This is a genomic window from Streptococcus infantis, assembly GCF_047464415.1.
Taxonomy (GTDB): domain Bacteria; phylum Bacillota; class Bacilli; order Lactobacillales; family Streptococcaceae; genus Streptococcus; species Streptococcus infantis_AE.
In genome coordinates this window covers 1-18,192 of record NZ_JASHBX010000022.1, presented here as the reverse complement: position 1 = coordinate 18,192, position 18,192 = coordinate 1, and the positions used below count along the sequence as shown (strand labels likewise).

Below are 18,192 nucleotides of genomic sequence, written 5' to 3'. Positions count from 1 at the left end.
TAAGTGTGAAAGAATATGAGGATCCCTTTAGGGATAGTGGTAAGTAGTACCAATGTCTCTTTAAGAGGCAAGTGACGAGTCAAGAGCAATAAGGCTTGAACAACGTGAAAGCCAGCGTCTTTAGGCGTTGGCTGGTAATTTGGGCTTATAGCCCTGGTACAAACCACCCGTTTGACGGGTGGTTATGATTGTGATGACAAAAGGGGGCAGGAAAGAGACAAAAATTTTTTTTGCTCAAAACGTTATTAGTAATCTATAATTGTCCATAATCCAATGGATTGTGGAAATATCGTGGTGCTGGGGTTTAGAAATCGAGACTTGGTCTACCGATTGCTATTCCCGGCACCTTTTTAGTTATGTTAAACTTTCACTCCAGAATCAGATTGTTCTTTTCGGTCCAGTCCGACAGCAAATTTACGGATTAGAAGAAACTGGCCATTTTCCTGCTTAACAAACGTGAGCACAACTGTCTTAGGATCTGAACTGATGGAGAGATAGGTGATTCTTTTTATTTCATAGTCTCCCATAACTGAATCTGTTTCTGAATCTGGGATTCCGTGTTTCCTGATAATATCTTTGTAGTTGCTGCCACCTTTCCCGCTATCAGAAGTATCACCTTCTACCAAGGCATCGAACTGTTCCTGACTCCAAGTGAAGAATTCAGTATCCTCCTCGTCATCCCCCTCGTCTGTATTACTATCAGGAAGTTCACCATAATCCTCAGTATCAGTTGAAGAAGTGATGTTTCTATAGGGGTGACTAAAGGTTCTGGCGAAATCAGTAAAGACATTAGTAGATAGAACTTGAGTTATTAAAACAAGGACAATGGAAATAAGACCTAAGGTTGTCCCGATGATAGCCAATGTTTTACGGTTTCTGAGATTGAGGGCGATGCCAAAAACTCCTAAAATCAAAGTGGCAATGGCAAGGAAAAATGATAGGATGTTGACGATAGGTATCCAAGAACCAAGAAGCGCCAGGGCTCCAAAGATGATGGCAAGGATTCCTAAGAGTTTCTGTTCTTTTTGTTTCATGTGTGAATTTCTCATTTCTAGTAAACTGGATTCGTATCTTTGTGAGATAGTGTTTATTATAGATAAAATAAGAGCTTATGTCAATTTCTGCTTAGATAGTTCTCAAGGAAACTTTTTTCTTGACATCCTATTTGAAAATGATAAAATAGTTCTCATGAAAACTTAATTGTTCGCAAGAGAACTATTTTTATTTGGAAGGGAGAAAGCATGGATAAACCGATGTTGGTCTTTAAACGTTTTGGGCATCAGGTTCACCTCATGGTGCAAAAGGAAGCCAAGCGTTGTGGTATTGAATTTATGGGTGGACCGCAAGGACAGGTCCTCCGTTTTTTAGATCGTCGTGAGCATGATCAAGAGTTGACGCTCATTAAGGATATTGAACAAGAACTCAATGTCACCAAGTCAGTTGCTAGTAATTTAGTCAAGCGCATGGTGCAAAATGGTTTGGTAGAGTTGGAGGCAAGTCCAAGTGATAAACGAGCAAAATTTGTTCATTTGACTGAAAAATCTCGCTCTCAAATGAAGCAGGTCAAGTCTTTCTTTAATCGAATTGACCGCAGCTTACTTGAAGGTGTTTCCGAAGAAAAACTCGCTATTTTTGAAGAAGTTCTGGAACGACTTCAAGCTAATGTAGAAAAAATTGGAGGTAAGAATGAAGAAACTCGCTAAGCGTATTACAGGAAAAGAGTGGGGTATGATCATAGTGACTGTTCTCTTTACCTGTTGCTCGGTCTATCTAGAGTTAGAAGTACCGACTTACATTTCAGAAATTACTGCATTGATAGGAACGCCAGGGACACAGTTGGATGCACTTTGGTCACCAGCTATTAAGATGATGGGTTTGTCGCTTTTGGCTTTTCTATCATCTGTGACAGTTGGATTTTTTGCAGCTCGCGTTGCAGCATCCTACACGGCTCATCTGCGTAGTGATATTTTTAATCGTGTCTTGGATTACTCTCAGACAGAGATCAAACGTTTCTCTATTCCTAGTCTTTTGACTCGGACGACCAATGATATTACGCAGATTCAAATGCTCTTTACTATGGGACTCCAAGTGGTCACTCGTGGTCCTATCATGGCTATCTGGGCCATTGGAAAAATCCTTGGCAAATCTGAATACTGGCTCTGGGCAGTAGTGGTTGCTGTTATCGTCAATGTTCTGATGACAACTGTTCTCATGACGCTTGCCTTTCCAAAACAATCTGTCATCCAGAAATTGACAGATAAACTCAATAGTATCACTCGTGAAAGCTTGACAGGGATTCGAGTGGTTCGTGCTTACAATGCTGAAGATTATCAAGATAAGAAATTTGAAGAGGCCAATGATGAGGTCACTCGTCTCAATCTCTTTGTCAACCGTTTGATGGCTATTATGAATCCCATTATGATGGCGATTTCGAGTGGCTTGAGTCTAGCTATTTATTGGATTGGTGCCTATATCATCAATGATGCTAGCCTGACAGACCGTCTACCACTCTTTAGTGATATGGTGGTCTTCATGTCTTATGCCATGCAGGTCGTGATGGGCTTCTTGCTCATGGGTGCTCTCTTTATCGTCCTTCCTCGTACCTTGGTTTCTGCAGGTCGTATCAATCAGGTGCTAGACTTGCATTCTTCTATTGAAAATCCTAGTCAACCACAGACGGCAGGTTCATCTGTAAAAGGTCAAGTGGAATTCCGTGATGTAACCTTCCGTTACTCTAAAAACTCAGAAGCGGTTGTGGAGCATGTCAGTTTCAAGGCAGAAGCAGGACAAACCATTGCCTTTATCGGCTCAACTGGTTCTGGTAAATCTACGCTTGTGAACCTCTTGCCTCGTTTTTATGATGTATCTGATGGGGAAATCCTAGTAGACGGTGTCAATGTGCAGGATTATAACTTGGAAGATTTGAGGAATAAAGTCGGCTATATCCCACAAAAAGCTGTTCTCTTCTCAGGAGATGTCAAGGGGAATCTAGACTTCGGTAAAAGTCAAGAAAGCCCACTAAGCGAGACTGCTATGTGGCAAGCTCTTGAGTTGGCTCAGTCTAAAAACTTTATTGAAGATAAGGAAGCAGGTCTAAACTCGGAAGTGGCCCAAGGTGGGACCAACTTTTCAGGAGGACAAAGACAACGTTTGGCCATTGCGCGTGCCTTGGCTCGTAAGCCAGAAATTCTCATTTTTGACGATTCATTCTCGGCCTTGGACTATAAGACAGACCGTATCTTGCGCCAAGAATTAGCTGAAAAAACACAATCCATGACCAAGTTAATCGTTGCCCAACGCATTTCAACCATTATGGATGCAGACCTGATCTTGGTCTTGGATCAAGGTAAAGTCGTGGGACAAGGCACCCACAAGGAACTTCTTGCAAACAATGAAGTTTACCAAGAAATTGCCTATTCACAACTATCGAAGGAGGAATTGGAACATGGAAAATAAGAAAATGTCCTTATGGAAACAGTGTAGACCTTTTCTAGCAGGTCTCCAACTTCCTCTACTAGTCGCAGTTGTGGCGGCTATCTGTTCAAGTATTATCACGGTTTATGGACCGACTAAGATCAAAGAAATTACCAATTTGATTTCAGATGGGTTAATGACAGAGATTGACCTAGAGGCTGTCTCAAGTATTGCTAGCTTTTTGGTTATCCTCTATGTGCTTGGGATTATCCTGAACTATACGCAAGCCTACATTTTTTCAACTAGTATCCAACATTTCTCAAAACGTTTGCGGACAGCTATTGCTGAGAAAATCAATCGCTTGCCACTTGCTTATTTTGACCGTCATTCTCAAGGGGACACCCTTTCTCGTGTGACTAATGACGTTGATACAGCAGCTCAGTCTCTTAACCAAAGCCTTGGGACAGTTCTTTCAGCTAGCTTTTTACTGATTGCTGTTTTGATTACTATGTTTGGTATGAACTGGATTTTGGCACTGGTAACCGTTGTTTCAACCCTTGTTGGATTTACGGCGGTTTCCATAATTATGGCCAAGTCGCAGGGCTACTTTAAAGCTCAACAAAATAACCTAGCAGCTGTAAATGGCTATGTAGAAGAAATGTACTCTGGCCACAATGTGGTGACCGGCTATAATGCTGTGGAACCAACAAAAGATACATTTGCAGGCTTGAATCAGAATCTACATGATAGTATCTGGAAATCTCAGTTTATCTCTGGAATTATGATGCCTGCCATGGTCTTTGTAGGCAACTTTAGTTATGTTCTAGTCATTATCGTCGGTGCTGCCTTGGCTCTTGAAGGGTATATCAGTATCGGGATTATTGTAGCCTTCATGGTTTATGTTCGAACCTTCTCGCAACCCTTATCACAGATTGCCCAAGGAATTACCAGCTTACAACAAGCTAGTGCAGCCATGACTCGTGTCTTCGAATTTCTAGGTGAAGAGGAAATGGAAGATGAATCTCATAAGGAAAGACAATTGACCAACATGAAGGGTGAAGTAATCTTCGACAGAGTTTCATTTGGCTACACACCGGAGCGAACGATCATTCATGACTTTTCTGCGACAGCTCATGCAGGTCAAAAGGTCGCGATTGTCGGACCAACTGGCGCTGGGAAGACGACCATTGTTAACCTCTTGATGAAATTCTATGAGATTGATAAGGGGAGCATCCGCATCGACGGTGTGGATACCAAGGCTATGAAGCGCTCAGAAGTACACGATGCCTTTTCAATGGTCTTGCAGGATACCTGGCTCTTTGAAGGAACCATTCGTGACAATCTCGTCTACAATCAAACAGGTATCAGTGATGAAGGTGTGATTGAAGCTGCCAAAGCAGTAGGAATCCACCACTTCATCACAACCTTACCTGATGGATACGATACTGTTTTGGATGATACAGTGACCTTGTCAGTCGGACAGAAACAACTCTTGACCATTGCTCGTGCTCTGATCAAGGATGCTCCGCTCTTGATTCTGGACGAAGCAACATCCTCAGTCGATACTCGTACGGAGGAGCTGATTCAAAAGGCTATGGACCGTTTGATGGAGGGACGCACATCCTTTGTCATCGCCCATCGCTTGTCAACTATCCGTAATGCGGACTTAATCCTGGTCATGAAAGATGGAAATATCATTGAGCAAGGCAATCACGATGAGCTCATGGCTCAGAGTGGTTTCTATGCTGACCTCTACAACAGTCAATTTACAGAAGATGAAGTAGAAGAATAAAACCAAAGAAGGCTTGACGGCCTTCTTTTTCTTCTTTATACTGGTATAATAGAAAGAGGAAAGTATGAGTCATAAATTATACAATATGAAATTTTCAACTGTCTATCCAGCCTTGATTGCAAAGGTTGAGAGAAAGGGTGGAAGGGCAGAGTTCGTTCATCAAGTGACCAGTTGGCTGACAGGTTATGAAGTGAGTGAGATCCTTGCTTGTCTGGATAGGGACCTTACCTACGGAGATTTTTTTCGACAGGCACCGTCTTATGCACCTGAACGGATGGCGATTACAGGGAAGATTTGTGGTGTTTGTATTGAGGAAATTGAGGACCCTCTGATGCAGGAAATCCGCCGTCTGGACAAATTAGTGGACTGGCTTGCCAAGGGTAAAACAACTCAGCAGGTCCTAGAAAAGTATGAGAAATAGACATGAAAAACTATCAAGAGTGGTATGATAAAAGGAAATCAAGTCTCCTTCAACATCCACAGCTATTACAATTGATGCGAGTTTTTAATCGCATGATGACAGTTCTGATTCCCCTAGCCTACATGGCCTTGTTGGGGACAAGCTTTATGAGTAAGGGATTGGGAAAAGAATTTGCCACCTATATCTTAGTGCCAGCTTCTGGCTTTGTCCTATTGACGCTAGTTCGTAAGTGGATCAATCAAGCACGACCTTATGAGACTTGGGGAATTGTCCCACTATTAGACAAGGACAGTTCTGGCAATTCAATGCCCAGTCGCCATGTCTTTTCAGCAACCATTATTTCCATGGCTTGTGTGCATGCAAATCTGCCTGCAGGGTTGATTTTATTGGTCTTATCAGCTCTTCTCGGTCTTGTGCGGGTTTTAGGAGGCGTTCATTATCCCAAGGATGTTCTGGTAGGCTATGCCTGTGGGCTCCTTTGGGGAATTCTTTTCTTTATTTTGTGAAATGCAAAGCAAGTGGGCTTGGCCTCGTAACCACTTACGGGTCAAAAGTGACCACTTGCTTTTTTGCCCTTGTAAAGTCTTCTGGGCTTTGGTATAGTAGATGCAGAAAGGAGATAGGATGAAGTTACGAATCGAGATTGATAGTGAATTAACTGAGACAGAGATTGTCATCAAGGCTGCAGCCCTGACAGATGAAATAGCTGATTTGCAACGACTCTTGCAAGAAACCAAGGCTCCTAGGTTGATCTTTTATAAGGGGACGGGTGAGTACTACTTAGACTTGTCAGAAATTCTCTTTTTTGAGACAGAAGGTAGCAAGATTTACGCTCATACCCAGAAAGAAGCCTACGAGGTTCGACTCAAGCTTTATGAGTTGGAGTCCATTCTGCCCCGCTATTTCAGTCGGGTATCCAAGTCGACCATTGCCAATATCCGGCAGGTTTACTCGGTGGACAAGTCCTTCTCAGGGACAGGCACTATTTCCTTTTATCAGACCCACAAGGAGGTTCATGTGTCACGGCACTACCAATCCCTCCTAAAAGAAAATCTAAGAAACATGAGGTAAGAAGATGAAAAAGAAAGTATTTGGTATTGTGTTGCTAGTATTGGCAGCTTTAGTGTTATTGCAGGGGAATTTTGGAATCCCTTCTCTGGGAGGGCACATTTGGCCTTTGATTGGTATTGGATTTTTTGCCTATCAATCAATTGAAGCATTGCTTCGTCGTCATTTCACTTCAGCCTCCTTTACAGCCCTAGTGGCCCTCATGATAGCCAATCATTTTTATGATATTTTACCGATTCCCAATCAATCATTGTTCTGGGCAAGTATTTTAATCGTAATGGGTGTCAGCGCACTCACTCATTCTAACAGAACTTGGAATGGAAAAAAATGGTGGTATGACAGTGAAAAGACCATTCTGACAGACAAGGAAGTCGCTTTTGGGGCGGGTACATTTTACAAGCAAGACCAAGAATTAGTAGAAGATGAGTTTGAGGTCGGATTTGGGAATGCCAAAATCTATTATGACAATGCAGAGATGTTAGGTGATTTTGCTACTCTGAATATCGAAGTCGGATTTGGGAATGCAGTTATCTACGTGCCTCAACACTGGAGAGTAGATCTAAAGGTAGAGACTTTTTGTGGAGCAGCCAAGGCAGATGCCCCTGTAGCCCCAACCAGCAAAACCTTGATTATCCGTGGAGATGTAGCTTTTGGGAAACTAGGAGTTGTTTACGTTAAATAAAAAAATCTTCCAATCCCCTTGCCAAAACAGAGAAAGTGTGATAACATAGTACAGTATGTGGTGCTAGCACATCCGCTATATTAGATCTAATAGGAGGAAAACACAAATGGCTAAAGTATGTTACTTTACAGGTCGTAAGACTGTATCAGGAAACAACCGTTCACACGCGATGAACCAAACAAAACGTGCCGTAAAACCAAACCTTCAAAAAGTTACTGTACTTATCGATGGTAAACCTAAAAAAGTTTGGGCTTCAGCTCGTGCTTTGAAATCAGGTAAAGTAGAACGCGTTTAATAAAGAGTAAAAGGCCATCAGGTCTTTTTCTTTTGCTCTGAGTTCAAAAAGTCTCGTCAAAGGAGCAAATATCCGCCGATACAGTATTCTGCTTTTACACTTGGCTTGAAATATGATAAAATAGAGTATCAACTAGTTGAGGTAGAAAAAATGACTGTAAAAATTAATACAAAAGATGGTCAAATCGAACTAACAGATGAAGTGATTGCTACCGTTGTAGGCGGTGCAGCAACTGAGATTTTTGGTGTGGTCGGTATGGCAAGTAAGAAAGCCCTCAAAGATAATTTCCAAGCCCTCCTTGGGAAGGAAAATTATTCTAAAGGTGTCGTTGTAAAAGCGGCCGAAGATGGTAGCATTGCAGTTGATGTATATACCGTGTTGAGCTACGGAACTAAGATTAGTGAAGTCTCAAAAAACATCCAAGAGCGTGTACGCTTTAGTTTGGAAAACCAACTTGGCATCACTGCTCAAACTGTAAATGTCTACATTCAAAATATCAAAGTTGTAGGAGAATAATCGTGTCAAATATTACTACAAGCTTATTTCAAGAAATGGTACAGGCTGCATCTACTCGTTTGAACAAGCAAGCCGAATATGTCAACTCATTGAACGTCTTCCCAGTTCCAGATGGAGATACAGGAACAAACATGGGAATGACTATCGAAAATGGTGCTAAAGAAGTAGCAGACAAACCAGCTTCAACAGTTGGTGAGGCTGCAAGTATCTTGGCTAAAGGTCTGTTGATGGGTGCGCGTGGGAACTCAGGAGTTATCACTTCTCAGCTTTTCCGCGGATTCTCACAAGCCATCAAAACCAAAGAAGAGTTAACAGGAAAAGACCTAGCTCTTGCCTTCCAATCTGGTGTTGAAGTAGCCTACAAGGCTGTTATGAAGCCAGTTGAAGGAACAATCTTGACTGTATCACGTGGTGCTGCCATCGGTGCTAAGAAAAAAGCCGAGCAGACAGACGATGCTATTGAGGTTATGCGTGCAGCCTTGGAAGGAGCTAAAACAGCCCTTGCTAAGACTCCAGACATGCTTCCAGTCTTGAAGGAAGTTGGTGTTGTGGACTCAGGTGGTCAAGGTTTGGTCTTTATCTATGAAGGATTCCTTTCAGCTCTTACTGGTGAATATAGTGCGTCTGAAGACTTTGTAGCGACTCCAGCGAATATGAGTGAAATGATCAATGCTGAACACCACAAGTCTGTAGCTGGACATGTGGCAACAGAAGACATCACCTTTGGTTACTGTACGGAGATCATGGTTGCTCTTAAACAAGGCCCAACTTATGCTAAAGAGTTTGACTACGAAGAATTCCGTAACTACTTGAACGAACTTGGGGATTCATTACTCGTTGTTAACGACGATGAAATCGTTAAAGTTCACGTCCATACAGAAGATCCAGGTCTTGTTATGCAAGAAGGTCTTAAATATGGTAGCTTGGTTAAGGTTAAAGTCGATAACATGCGTAACCAACACGAAGCACAAGTGGAAAAAGAAGCAGCTCAAGTCAGCAAACCAGCTGAAGAAAAAGAATACGCCCTTATCGCAGTAGTAGCTGGACAAGGCTTGGCAGACATTTTCCGTGCTCAAGGTGTGGACTATGTTATCGAAGGTGGACAAACCATGAACCCTTCGACAGAAGACTTTATCAAGGCTGTAGAGCAAGTGAATGCTCGCAACATCATCTTCTTGCCAAACAACAAAAATATCTTTATGGCAGCACAATCTGCTGCAGAGGTATTGGAACAACCAGCAGTAGTGGTAGAAGCACGTACTCTTCCTCAAGGATTGACTAGTCTTCTTGCCTTCGATCCAAGTAAGTCTATCGAAGAAAATAAAGAACGCATGACTGCAGCCCTTGGCGATGTCGTTAGTGGTAGTGTAACAACAGCCGTTCGCGACACGACTATCGATGGTTTGGAAATCCATGAAAATGACAATCTGGGTATGGTTGATGGTAAGATCCTCGTATCAAACCCTGATATGCACCAAACTCTGACTGAAACTTTGAAACATATGTTGGATGAAGACAGTGAAATCGTAACCTTCTATATTGGTGAAGATGGAAGTGAAGAATTGGCTAACCAAATCGCCCAAGAAATCGCAGAAGAATTCGAAGATGTTGAAGTAGAAATCCACCAAGGTCAACAACCAGTGTATCCATATCTTTTCAGTGTGGAATAAGAATGAAATAGAAAACGAAAGAGGTCGGGAAAAGATTCCCGATCTTTTTGGTTTGCAATGAGTTTTGGACCCAGTAGCTGATAGGTGCTAGAAAATCAATCCAATCTAGTAATTTCTGTTCCATCATTTTTAATGACATTTGTCATATCTCCTCATGACAGAAGCTTCTAGTGATTCTACCTTCAAAGAATTATACTAGATGTATCAAATGGAGGAAGAAAAAAATGAAACATAAAGTAATTATCGCAATGAGTTTAGTAGTAGCAGGAGTCATGACTTATCTCATGTTTTCAGGATTGGATGAAGGCTTCTATCATTTTCCTTGGGAGTTGTTTGCAGGTTTTGGAATCATGTCTTGGTTGATCCGAGAAGGTTTGAAATTGGTCTCAGATGTGAAAAAGGAGTTTGAAAAATGAAAAAAGCGATTCTCTATCTTTTTATTGGACTATCACTAGTGGTATGGTTGGTAGAAATGTTTACAGGTTGGTTTGATCAAGCCTTCCTTCACCAAGTCATTCGCGGTGCCTGGGGTCTAGGATTTATGATTTTTATCGCCTTTCCGATGGGAAAGGAGTGGCTGAAAGGAGAATATCATGAACATGATTAAGGTAGAAAGCCTAAATAAAAACATCAAGGGCAAGGCTATATTGAAGGATATTTCCTTTGAGGTAGCTGAAGGTGAATGCGTCGCCTTGATTGGGCCCAATGGTGCTGGAAAGACAACACTCTTGGACTGTTTGCTTGGAGATAAACTGGTTACAAGCGGTCAAGTATCCATCCAAGGCTTGCCGGTGACGAGTTCTCAGTTAGACTACACTAGATCCTATCTTCCTCAAGAAAATGTCATCGTTCAGAAATTAAAGGTCAAAGAGTTGATTGCTTTCTTTCAAAGTATTTATCCAAATCCCTTGAGCAATCAGGAAGTCGATCAACTATTGCAGTTTGACAAGCAACAAAAAGAACAATTGGCAGAAAAATTGTCAGGTGGGCAAAAGCGTCTCTTCTCTTTTGTCTTGACCTTGATTGGGCGACCAAAGCTTGTCTTTTTAGATGAACCAACTGCGGCCATGGATACTTCAACCCGTCAACGTTTTTGGGAAATTGTCCAGGACCTAAAATCCCAAGGAGTCACCATTCTCTATTCGTCCCATTATATCGAAGAGGTAGAACATACAGCGGACCGAATCTTGGTCTTGAATAAGGGAGAGTTGATTCGCGATACAACACCTCTAGCCATGCGCAGTGAGGAGATTGAAAAGCACTTTATCCTTCCTCTATCATACAAGGAAGTCATTGAGCAGTCTAACTTGGTTGAAAACTGGTCACAAAAACAAGATGCTTTGCAAGTAGTCACACGTGAAGCGGATGCTTTTTGGCAACTATTAGTGCAAGCAGGATGTAGCATACAAGAAATTGAAGTCAATAACCGTAGTTTGCTGGATACAATCTTTGAAGAAACACAAAAGGGAGATGACTAAGATGAAACGATGGATCGCACTAAACAAGATAGAATTTCTATTGACCAAACGACAATTAGTCTATTATCTGTTATCTGTAGGGATGCCGACAGCCTTCTATTTATTCTTTTCAGGTATGTACCAGGACACACCCGGTGGACCAGCTAATTTTATGCGTGATTACCTCATCTCCATGACGGCTTTTTCCATGATGTCGACAGCTATCTTTTCATTTCCAGTTGTTTTACATACCGACAAGATCAACAACTGGCAGAAAATATTACGTCATAGCCCTGTAAATATGGTAGAATATTATCTATCAAAGATAACAAGTATGATGGTTGATTATTTGGTCTCAATTCTGGTTGTTTTCTCAGTTGGGCATTTTGTAAGAGGTGTGGATATGTCTCTTGGAAACTGGATTGGGGCTGCGTTCTTGCTGATAGTAGGAAGTGTTGCTTTTGTAGCACTTGGCTTAACCCTGACTCTCTTACCGTCCAGTCAGCTGATGTCTGTCGTGGGCAATCTTCTTTACTTTGGCTTGGCTGTTTTAGGCGGACTCTGGATGCCTGTCTCTTTATTTCCAGACTGGATGCAAGCAATCGGGAAGCGCCTACCAAGCTATCAGTTGATGGAGTTGCTCAAGACCTTCTTAAACGAGGGTGGCATCAATTTATCAGCCACAGTTTATCTACTTGTTTTTTCAGCAGTTTTGTTTGGTTTGACCATTTACCTTAAAGGTCATAAGGAGAATGCTTAATGCTTGAAAGACTGAAAAGCATAGATTATATGTATTGGGCCAGTTTAATTTTTATGATTTTCCCCATCCTACCTGTAGTTACTGGGTGGCTTTCTGCCTGGCATTTATTGATTGATATTCTATTTGTAGTGGCGTATTTGGGTATTTTAACAACTAAGAGCCAGCGCCTATCTTGGCTTTTCTGGGGGATCATGCTGACTTATGTAGTTGGGAATACTGCCTTTGTTGCTGTTAATTATATCTGGTTTTTCTTTTTCCTATCCAATCTCTTAAGTTATCATTTCAGCGTAAGTGGTTTAAAGTCTTTACATGTCTGGACTTTTCTTCTTGCTCAAGTCCTTGTTGTGGGCCAACTTTTGATTTTTCAGAGAATCGAAGTTGAGTTTCTATTCTATCTACTTGTAATTCTTGCTTTTGTCGATTTAATGACTTTTGGTTTGATTCGGATTCGGATTGTGGAGGATTTGAAAGAAGCTCAGGCTAAGCAAAATGCCCAGATAAATCTATTGCTTGCTGAAAACGAACGCAGTCGTATCGGTCAGGATTTGCATGATAGCTTGGGACATACTTTTGCTATGCTGAGTGTCAAGACAGATTTGGCCTTGCAGTTGTTTCAGATGGAGGCTTACCCACAGGTGGAAAAGGAATTAAAAGAAATTCACCAGATCAGCAAGGATTCTATGAATGAGGTGCGAACCATTGTGGAAAATCTGAAGTCACGGACCTTAGCTTCAGAGCTTGAGACTGTCAAAAAGATGCTAGAGATTGCTGGGATTGAAGTTCAGGTTGACAATCAGTTGGACAAGGCTAGTTTGACCCAAGATGTGGAGTCGACAGCTGCTATGATTTTGTTAGAACTGGCGACCAATATCATCAAGCATGCCAGAGCTAAAAAAGCCTATCTAAAACTGGAACGTACAGATCAGGAATTGGTTCTGACAGTCAGAGATGACGGGAAAGGATTTGCAACTGTAAAAGGAAATGAACTCCATACAGTCCGTGACCGTGCAGCAGCCTTCTCAGGTCAAGTAGAGCTGGTCAGTTTGAAAGATCCCACAGAGGTGCGCGTGCATCTGCCTTATAAGGAGAGAAAGTAGATGAAAGTATTAGTCGCAGAAGATCAAAGTATGCTTAGAGATGCCATGTGCCAGCTCTTAAGCTTTCAACCAGATGTGGAGACTGTCTTGCAGGCGAAAAATGGAGCTGAAGCTATCGAGGTTTTGGGGAAAGAAGCAGTAGATATTGCTATCCTTGACGTCGAAATGCCAGTCAAGACGGGACTAGAAGCGCTCGAGTGGATCAAACAAGAAGTGCCTGAAACCAAGGTGGTTATCGTTACGACCTTTAAACGCCCAGGCTATTTTGAACGAGCGGTCAAAGCAGGAGTCGACGCCTATGTCTTGAAAGAGCGAAGCATCGCCGAGCTCATGCAAACCCTGCATACGGTGTTAGAGGGACGCAAGGAATATTCTCCCGAGCTGATGGAAGTCATGATGACCCATCCCAATCCCTTGACCGAGCAAGAAGTCGCTGTTCTACATGAAGTAGCGCAAGGTCTCTCCAACCAAGAAATTGCGGATAAGCTCTACCTCTCAAACGGCACCGTCCGTAATTACATGACCAATATCCTCTCCAAATTAGGCGCCAGCAACCGAACTGAAGCAGCCAAAACTGCCGAAGAAGAAGGCTGGTTGTGAGGGGGAGAAAGAAAAAATCTCTTAGAAATGGATCTAAGAGATTTTTCTATGTTTATTTCACCAACTTCTTCATCTCATCAATACGTGCGACTGTCGCGTCGTATTTAGCTTGGTAGTCGGCTTGTTTGTCGCGTTCTTTTTGGACGACTTCTGATTTGGTATTCGTTCGTTAGAGAGCTTCTTGTCGACCATATCCAGTTCTTTTTGCCATTTATCCAGTTCCTTGTCGAGACGAGTGAGCTCTTCTTCGACATTGAGGAGGTCTGCTAGAGGCAAGTGACGAGTCAAGAGCAATGGAGGCTTGAACAAGGTAAAAGCCAGCGTCTTTAGGCGCTGGCTGGTAATTGAGCTTATAACCCTGGTGCAAACCACCCGTTTGACAGGTGGTTATGATTTTAAAGCCTTTTTTCCCAGCCTCTTTTGTGTTGTTTAAGAAAATTAGATGGTGGTTTATCTAACTATATGTTTCAGATTCTTAGATTGATTGGTGAATTTTATGCAATCAAATCAGATTTGCTAGTGATTGAAACTAAAAGTAATGATTTTAAACAATAATTTTTAAATGAACCTATTTTTTTGCTCAGTTTTGAGTGTTGTGACACACTAGATATCAATCTTTTTCAGATAACAAAAATCTAGTAGATGGCAATAAAATATTTTATTAAAAGTAATAGAAATCCCTTGACAAAGGCATTCGGGGGGGGGGGTATAATAGATAGTTGTATGATAAATATACTCAAAAATCGGATTATGGCTATAGGGGAACATTAAACCAATATGAATAGATATAATAGGGAAGAATTGCTTTATATGTTTGGGTATTGTTTTCAAGTTTTAAAAACAGTATCGGATTTGGAGCAGGCTATTTCGGCTGAACAAAATAAAGCCTATGATGGCATTATGGATAAATATTATAGAATTAAAAAAGTATTTAACATAATTATCATCAGCATTCTTATAATAGGTTTTATGTATAAGTCGATTAAAGACAGTTTAGTGCCAACTATATTTACTTTCCATATAGCTATAGCTTATGCTTTGTTACAGTTTGCGTTTTATCCTATTTTTGCTATTGTAAAAGCATTTTATAATCATTCTGCCAAGAAGGAATTTTCAAATGCTTATGATAATGATGCTTCTAACAAATATCGCCAAAAAGGTGTAGCACTGTCGAGAGATAAGCAGTTCCTTGACTATAAAGGAAAAATTCCAGAAGATTATTTTAATATGGATGACCTGTATCTCTTATATAGTTATCTAGAAACTTATAGAGCGGATAACTTTAAAGAAGCAGCTAATTTACTGGCGGAAGAAAAACACCGTGAAAGAGTGGAATACAATCAAGAAGTGATGCAAAGTAGTTTAGCTACTATCCAAGATAATGTTCTCTATCAATCTGTAATTCAGACAATTCAATTATTAGAGACTAGGACTCATCATAGGATTGTAGAAAATAGATAATGAGAGATTTATAATACCGAACTTTGTTTCTCTTTGGAGAACAGGTTATAATGTGGAATTGAATCATTTTGAATTTTATACTAGGAGAATATATGCAAAAGAAAGATATTTTATTAGGTGCTGCTTTAACTTCCGTTCTTGTCGGTGCCGATGTTGTTAATACTGCTGTTCAAGCGGATGAACTTACACAACCAATAGAATCAACAACTACACACAAAACACCAGTTACTGGTCAAGATTTGACTAAGGCTCAAGAAGTTGCTAAATCAGCGCAATCAACAGTTGACCAAAAGACTAATGATGTAAAAACTGCCGAAGAACAACAATCAACCGCTACACGAGCTGTTACAGATGCCAAAGAAGATGTCAAAACTGCACAAAATGCAGCTGTAATTGTCGAAGAACAAAACAAGGTGATTGAAACTAAAACTGAACAAAAATCAGAACTCAATGCCGAACTATCAAGTGCAAAGACTGCTGAGCAAACTGCAAAAGATGAATTTGTAGCCGCTCAAGGTGCACATGACGACGCTACAAAAGCTGTCACATTAGCAGAGAGAACTGTCGAAGACAAGAAAGCTGCTTTGAACCAAGCAACTGCGACAACTAGTCAAGACCCTAAAGAAATCCAAAAAGAATTGGATGATGTTAATAGTCAAGTGACTGCAAAATCTACACAAATTGCTGCAACGATTAGTCTCATTGATGCCAAACAACAAGAAGTGGATAATTACAAACCAATTATCAAAACGATTGATTTAAATCCATCTGAACGTAATGCAGTAGCTCATGACAATCTTATGGATTACGAGCATAACCGCAACAATGCACCAAAAGATGCATCAGGTAACCCGACAATGGAACCTGTAAACTTCCAAGGTGTTAAAATTGTTGAAATCGAAGCGACTCAAGATATGTTGGATTTCCAAAAAGCACTCGAAGACTACCGTAACGCACCATATGATGTTGTAAATCATACATTCAAGAAACAACCAGTGTTCCGCTATAAAGTGGATAACCGCGGATTGTCTCAAGCATTTGTTAAATTGTTGAATGAATTACGTGAAGCAAACGGTGTCGCAGGTAATATGCAAGTGGATGACGCGTACTTGGATTATGCGCAACAACGTGCTAACGAAATGCAACGCAATGATAAGTTGAGTCATAAAACAACATTGACTGCGCCAGGGGATAAAAATGAAAAAGGTCTCGAAAATGCCAGCGATGGTTTCGGAGAGTTTACATCTTCCGAAGATGGATATATCCATTTTAATCGAATTGAAACAAATGAAACGTTAGCTTACGATATGCTACTTAGATGGTATGATGAATACACAAACGTAACAGGTGCCAATCACGGGCATCGCCGTTCACTTCTAGCGCCTATGGGTGGTAAGATGGGTCTAGCACTTGCTAATATTGTGGGTTCTAATGATACATCACGCTATGCCGCATTTGAAAATAATGCACATACTGGTAGCACATATTCAACTGATGAAGACGGCGCAACATATCTTGAAGAAGAAAGTGAGTCCAGCAAGAAATTCTGGGATAACATCCATAACTTCAAAGATGATGCACTAAATCCAACTTTCTACGGTCGTAAAATGAAATTCATTGCTGACCACCACTTTGTATTTGTGACTCACAAACAAGAAGGTGATAACAGCTCTCTTGTACGCGATTTAAATGACCTAAAAGCTCTCAAAGAACACCAAGAAGATGAACGAAACGCACTTGTAGCGCGACAAACTGCATTAGCTGGCAAGTTGTCAGCGGCTACACGTAGTCAAGAACAACGTGCTGCGGCTATTACAACTGCAACAAACGAATTAAACAAGGCAACTTCAACTCTTGCGACTGCTAAGTTAGCTGCCCAAGCAACTACAGAAACTCTTGAAGAAAAGAAAGTTGCAGCTGACCGTGCTACAAATTACGTCAAACATTTGACTGGACGCGTAGCGGCTGTCCAAGGTGAAATCAATAAAGCAACTGAGGCTCGTGATAAGGCAGCTCACCTGCAAGGCCAATTGGGTGACTTGAATGCTAAATTGGCTAAGGCTGAAGAAGATAAAGCAGCTGCCGACAAACGTGTGGCGGACGCAAAAGTTGCGCTTACACAAGCCCAAAAAGCACTTTCTGACGCTAAATCTAATGTTCAACGTTTGACTGATATTCTTGCAATTGACAAAGCTCTTGCAGTTTATCAAGACACAACAGGTGTAGTTTCTGCAGTTACGCGTGAAACACCAAGTGTTGAAGAACTTCCAGCTTTTGATTTGAATGCCGAATTGAACGGTTATAAAGTGACTCAAAATGAAGATGGAATTGGTGCTACAACAGTTGACGCACCAACTGTGACACCAACAGAACTTCCAGCTTTTGACCTAAACGGTGAATTGAATGGTTACAAAGTGACCCAAAATGAAGATGGAATTGGTGCCACAACAGTTGACACACCAACTGTAACACTGACAGAACTTCCAGCTTTTGATTTGAATGCCGAATTGAATGGTTATAAGACAAGTCCAAAACATGCTGGTGCTAGACCGAATGACACGCCATCTCAAATATTACCTACGTTTAGTAGAAAAGATGCGACTAAACAGGAGTTACCAAATACTGGTAGTTATTCTCGAGTGGAACGTCAGATAGCTCTCGGTGGATATACTATTTTGGGATTAATTTTAGGATTTACAATTCAACGTAAACGTGAACGCTAAAAGGGATAAAATTTGTCATTTTTATAAGGTTGTTTTAAGAGCCTTGGACAAAATAGTTCTCAACCACAAAAAAGCTAGAGGTTTCCAATTGCGGAACTCTAGCTTTTTAATTATGTGACTTTCAGTCCGTCTCGCTCCGTTAGGTGCGAGACAAATAAACCACCCGCTATGCGGGTGCGCGTCGAAGGTTATACCAAAAAAACTCCAAACGCGATACAATAAAGGTGTTCAAGCCA

Annotated in this window: 19 protein-coding genes and 1 pseudogene; 18 read left to right on the top strand and 2 right to left on the bottom strand. The window is 41.2% G+C overall.

Features of this window, described 5'->3' with window-relative positions; translation table 11 throughout:
* Positions 1–359: 359 nt before the first annotated feature.
* Positions 360–1,034 (bottom strand): CD20-like domain-containing protein, encoded by a 675-nt coding sequence (locus QM460_RS09870; protein WP_301559198.1) that lies wholly within the window; start codon positions 1,032–1,034, stop codon positions 360–362.
* 207 nt (positions 1,035–1,241) lie between these two features.
* On the opposite strand from QM460_RS09870, the gene QM460_RS09865 reads away from it, so the two are divergent.
* The 16 genes from QM460_RS09865 (at position 1,242) to QM460_RS09790 (ending at position 13,772) form a co-directional block, all read left to right on the top strand.
* A complete protein-coding gene (locus tag QM460_RS09865) occupies positions 1,242–1,703 on the top strand; it encodes a MarR family winged helix-turn-helix transcriptional regulator (RefSeq protein ID WP_301559197.1) in 462 nt (153 codons plus the stop codon).
* Positions 1,687–3,456, top strand: coding sequence for an ABC transporter ATP-binding protein (locus QM460_RS09860; protein WP_414290002.1), 1,770 nt, complete (start codon positions 1,687–1,689; stop codon positions 3,454–3,456). The genes QM460_RS09865 and QM460_RS09860 overlap by 17 nt, the downstream gene beginning before the upstream one ends.
* Positions 3,446–5,206: an ABC transporter ATP-binding protein gene (locus QM460_RS09855; RefSeq protein WP_414290001.1), complete on the top strand. Its 1,761-nt coding sequence runs from the start codon at positions 3,446–3,448 to the stop codon at positions 5,204–5,206. The genes QM460_RS09860 and QM460_RS09855 overlap by 11 nt, the downstream gene beginning before the upstream one ends.
* Before the next feature lie 64 nt (positions 5,207–5,270).
* Positions 5,271–5,627, top strand: a complete 357-nt coding sequence (locus tag QM460_RS09850; RefSeq protein ID WP_414290000.1) for a DUF2200 domain-containing protein — start codon at positions 5,271–5,273, stop codon at positions 5,625–5,627.
* A 2-nt stretch (positions 5,628–5,629) separates the two neighbouring features.
* Positions 5,630–6,133 carry a phosphatase PAP2 family protein gene (locus QM460_RS09845; RefSeq protein WP_075227880.1) on the top strand — a complete coding sequence of 168 codons (504 nt, stop codon included), beginning with the start codon at positions 5,630–5,632 and terminating at the stop codon, positions 6,131–6,133.
* Between the two features lie 118 nt (positions 6,134–6,251).
* Positions 6,252–6,698: a LytTR family DNA-binding domain-containing protein gene (locus tag QM460_RS09840; RefSeq protein ID WP_000776599.1), complete on the top strand. Its 447-nt coding sequence runs from the start codon at positions 6,252–6,254 to the stop codon at positions 6,696–6,698.
* 4 nt (positions 6,699–6,702) lie between these two features.
* Positions 6,703–7,377: a LiaF transmembrane domain-containing protein gene (locus tag QM460_RS09835; protein WP_414289999.1), complete on the top strand. Its 675-nt coding sequence runs from the start codon at positions 6,703–6,705 to the stop codon at positions 7,375–7,377.
* A gap of 106 nt (positions 7,378–7,483) precedes the next feature.
* Positions 7,484–7,672 (top strand): 50S ribosomal protein L28, encoded by a 189-nt coding sequence (rpmB, locus tag QM460_RS09830; RefSeq protein WP_001140948.1) that lies wholly within the window; start codon positions 7,484–7,486, stop codon positions 7,670–7,672.
* A 150-nt stretch (positions 7,673–7,822) separates the two neighbouring features.
* Positions 7,823–8,188, top strand: coding sequence for an Asp23/Gls24 family envelope stress response protein (locus QM460_RS09825; RefSeq protein ID WP_000216431.1), 366 nt, complete (start codon positions 7,823–7,825; stop codon positions 8,186–8,188).
* 2 nt (positions 8,189–8,190) lie between these two features.
* On the top strand, positions 8,191–9,858 hold the full coding sequence (locus QM460_RS09820; protein ID WP_414289998.1) for a DAK2 domain-containing protein: 1,668 nt from the start codon (positions 8,191–8,193) through the stop codon (positions 9,856–9,858).
* A gap of 224 nt (positions 9,859–10,082) precedes the next feature.
* Entirely contained in the window at positions 10,083–10,274 is a 192-nt protein-coding gene (locus QM460_RS09815) for a hypothetical protein (RefSeq protein WP_414289997.1), read from the top strand.
* A complete protein-coding gene (locus QM460_RS09810) occupies positions 10,271–10,465 on the top strand; it encodes a hypothetical protein (RefSeq protein WP_004250555.1) in 195 nt (64 codons plus the stop codon). Before QM460_RS09815 ends, QM460_RS09810 begins: the two co-directional genes overlap by 4 nt.
* Entirely contained in the window at positions 10,452–11,336 is an 885-nt protein-coding gene (locus QM460_RS09805; RefSeq protein WP_414289996.1) for an ABC transporter ATP-binding protein, read from the top strand. Before QM460_RS09810 ends, QM460_RS09805 begins: the two co-directional genes overlap by 14 nt.
* 1 nt (position 11,337) lies before the next feature.
* Positions 11,338–12,075, top strand: a complete 738-nt coding sequence (locus QM460_RS09800; RefSeq protein WP_414289995.1) for an ABC transporter permease — start codon at positions 11,338–11,340, stop codon at positions 12,073–12,075.
* On the top strand, positions 12,075–13,172 hold the full coding sequence (locus tag QM460_RS09795; protein WP_414289994.1) for a sensor histidine kinase: 1,098 nt from the start codon (positions 12,075–12,077) through the stop codon (positions 13,170–13,172). The genes QM460_RS09800 and QM460_RS09795 overlap by 1 nt, the downstream gene beginning before the upstream one ends.
* On the top strand, positions 13,173–13,772 hold the full coding sequence (locus QM460_RS09790; RefSeq protein ID WP_414289993.1) for a response regulator transcription factor: 600 nt from the start codon (positions 13,173–13,175) through the stop codon (positions 13,770–13,772).
* 52 nt (positions 13,773–13,824) lie between these two features.
* Here the strand turns inward: QM460_RS09790 and QM460_RS09785 are convergent.
* A pseudogene (locus QM460_RS09785) lies at positions 13,825–14,051 on the bottom strand (hypothetical protein); the annotation flags it as partial.
* Between the two features lie 498 nt (positions 14,052–14,549).
* On the opposite strand from QM460_RS09785, the gene QM460_RS09780 reads away from it, so the two are divergent.
* Both QM460_RS09780 and QM460_RS09775 read left to right on the top strand, forming a co-directional pair.
* A complete protein-coding gene (locus tag QM460_RS09780) occupies positions 14,550–15,233 on the top strand; it encodes a hypothetical protein (RefSeq protein WP_414289992.1) in 684 nt (227 codons plus the stop codon).
* 92 nt (positions 15,234–15,325) lie between these two features.
* A complete protein-coding gene (locus tag QM460_RS09775) occupies positions 15,326–17,956 on the top strand; it encodes a CAP domain-containing protein (protein ID WP_414289991.1) in 2,631 nt (876 codons plus the stop codon).
* Positions 17,957–18,192 lie beyond the last annotated feature (236 nt).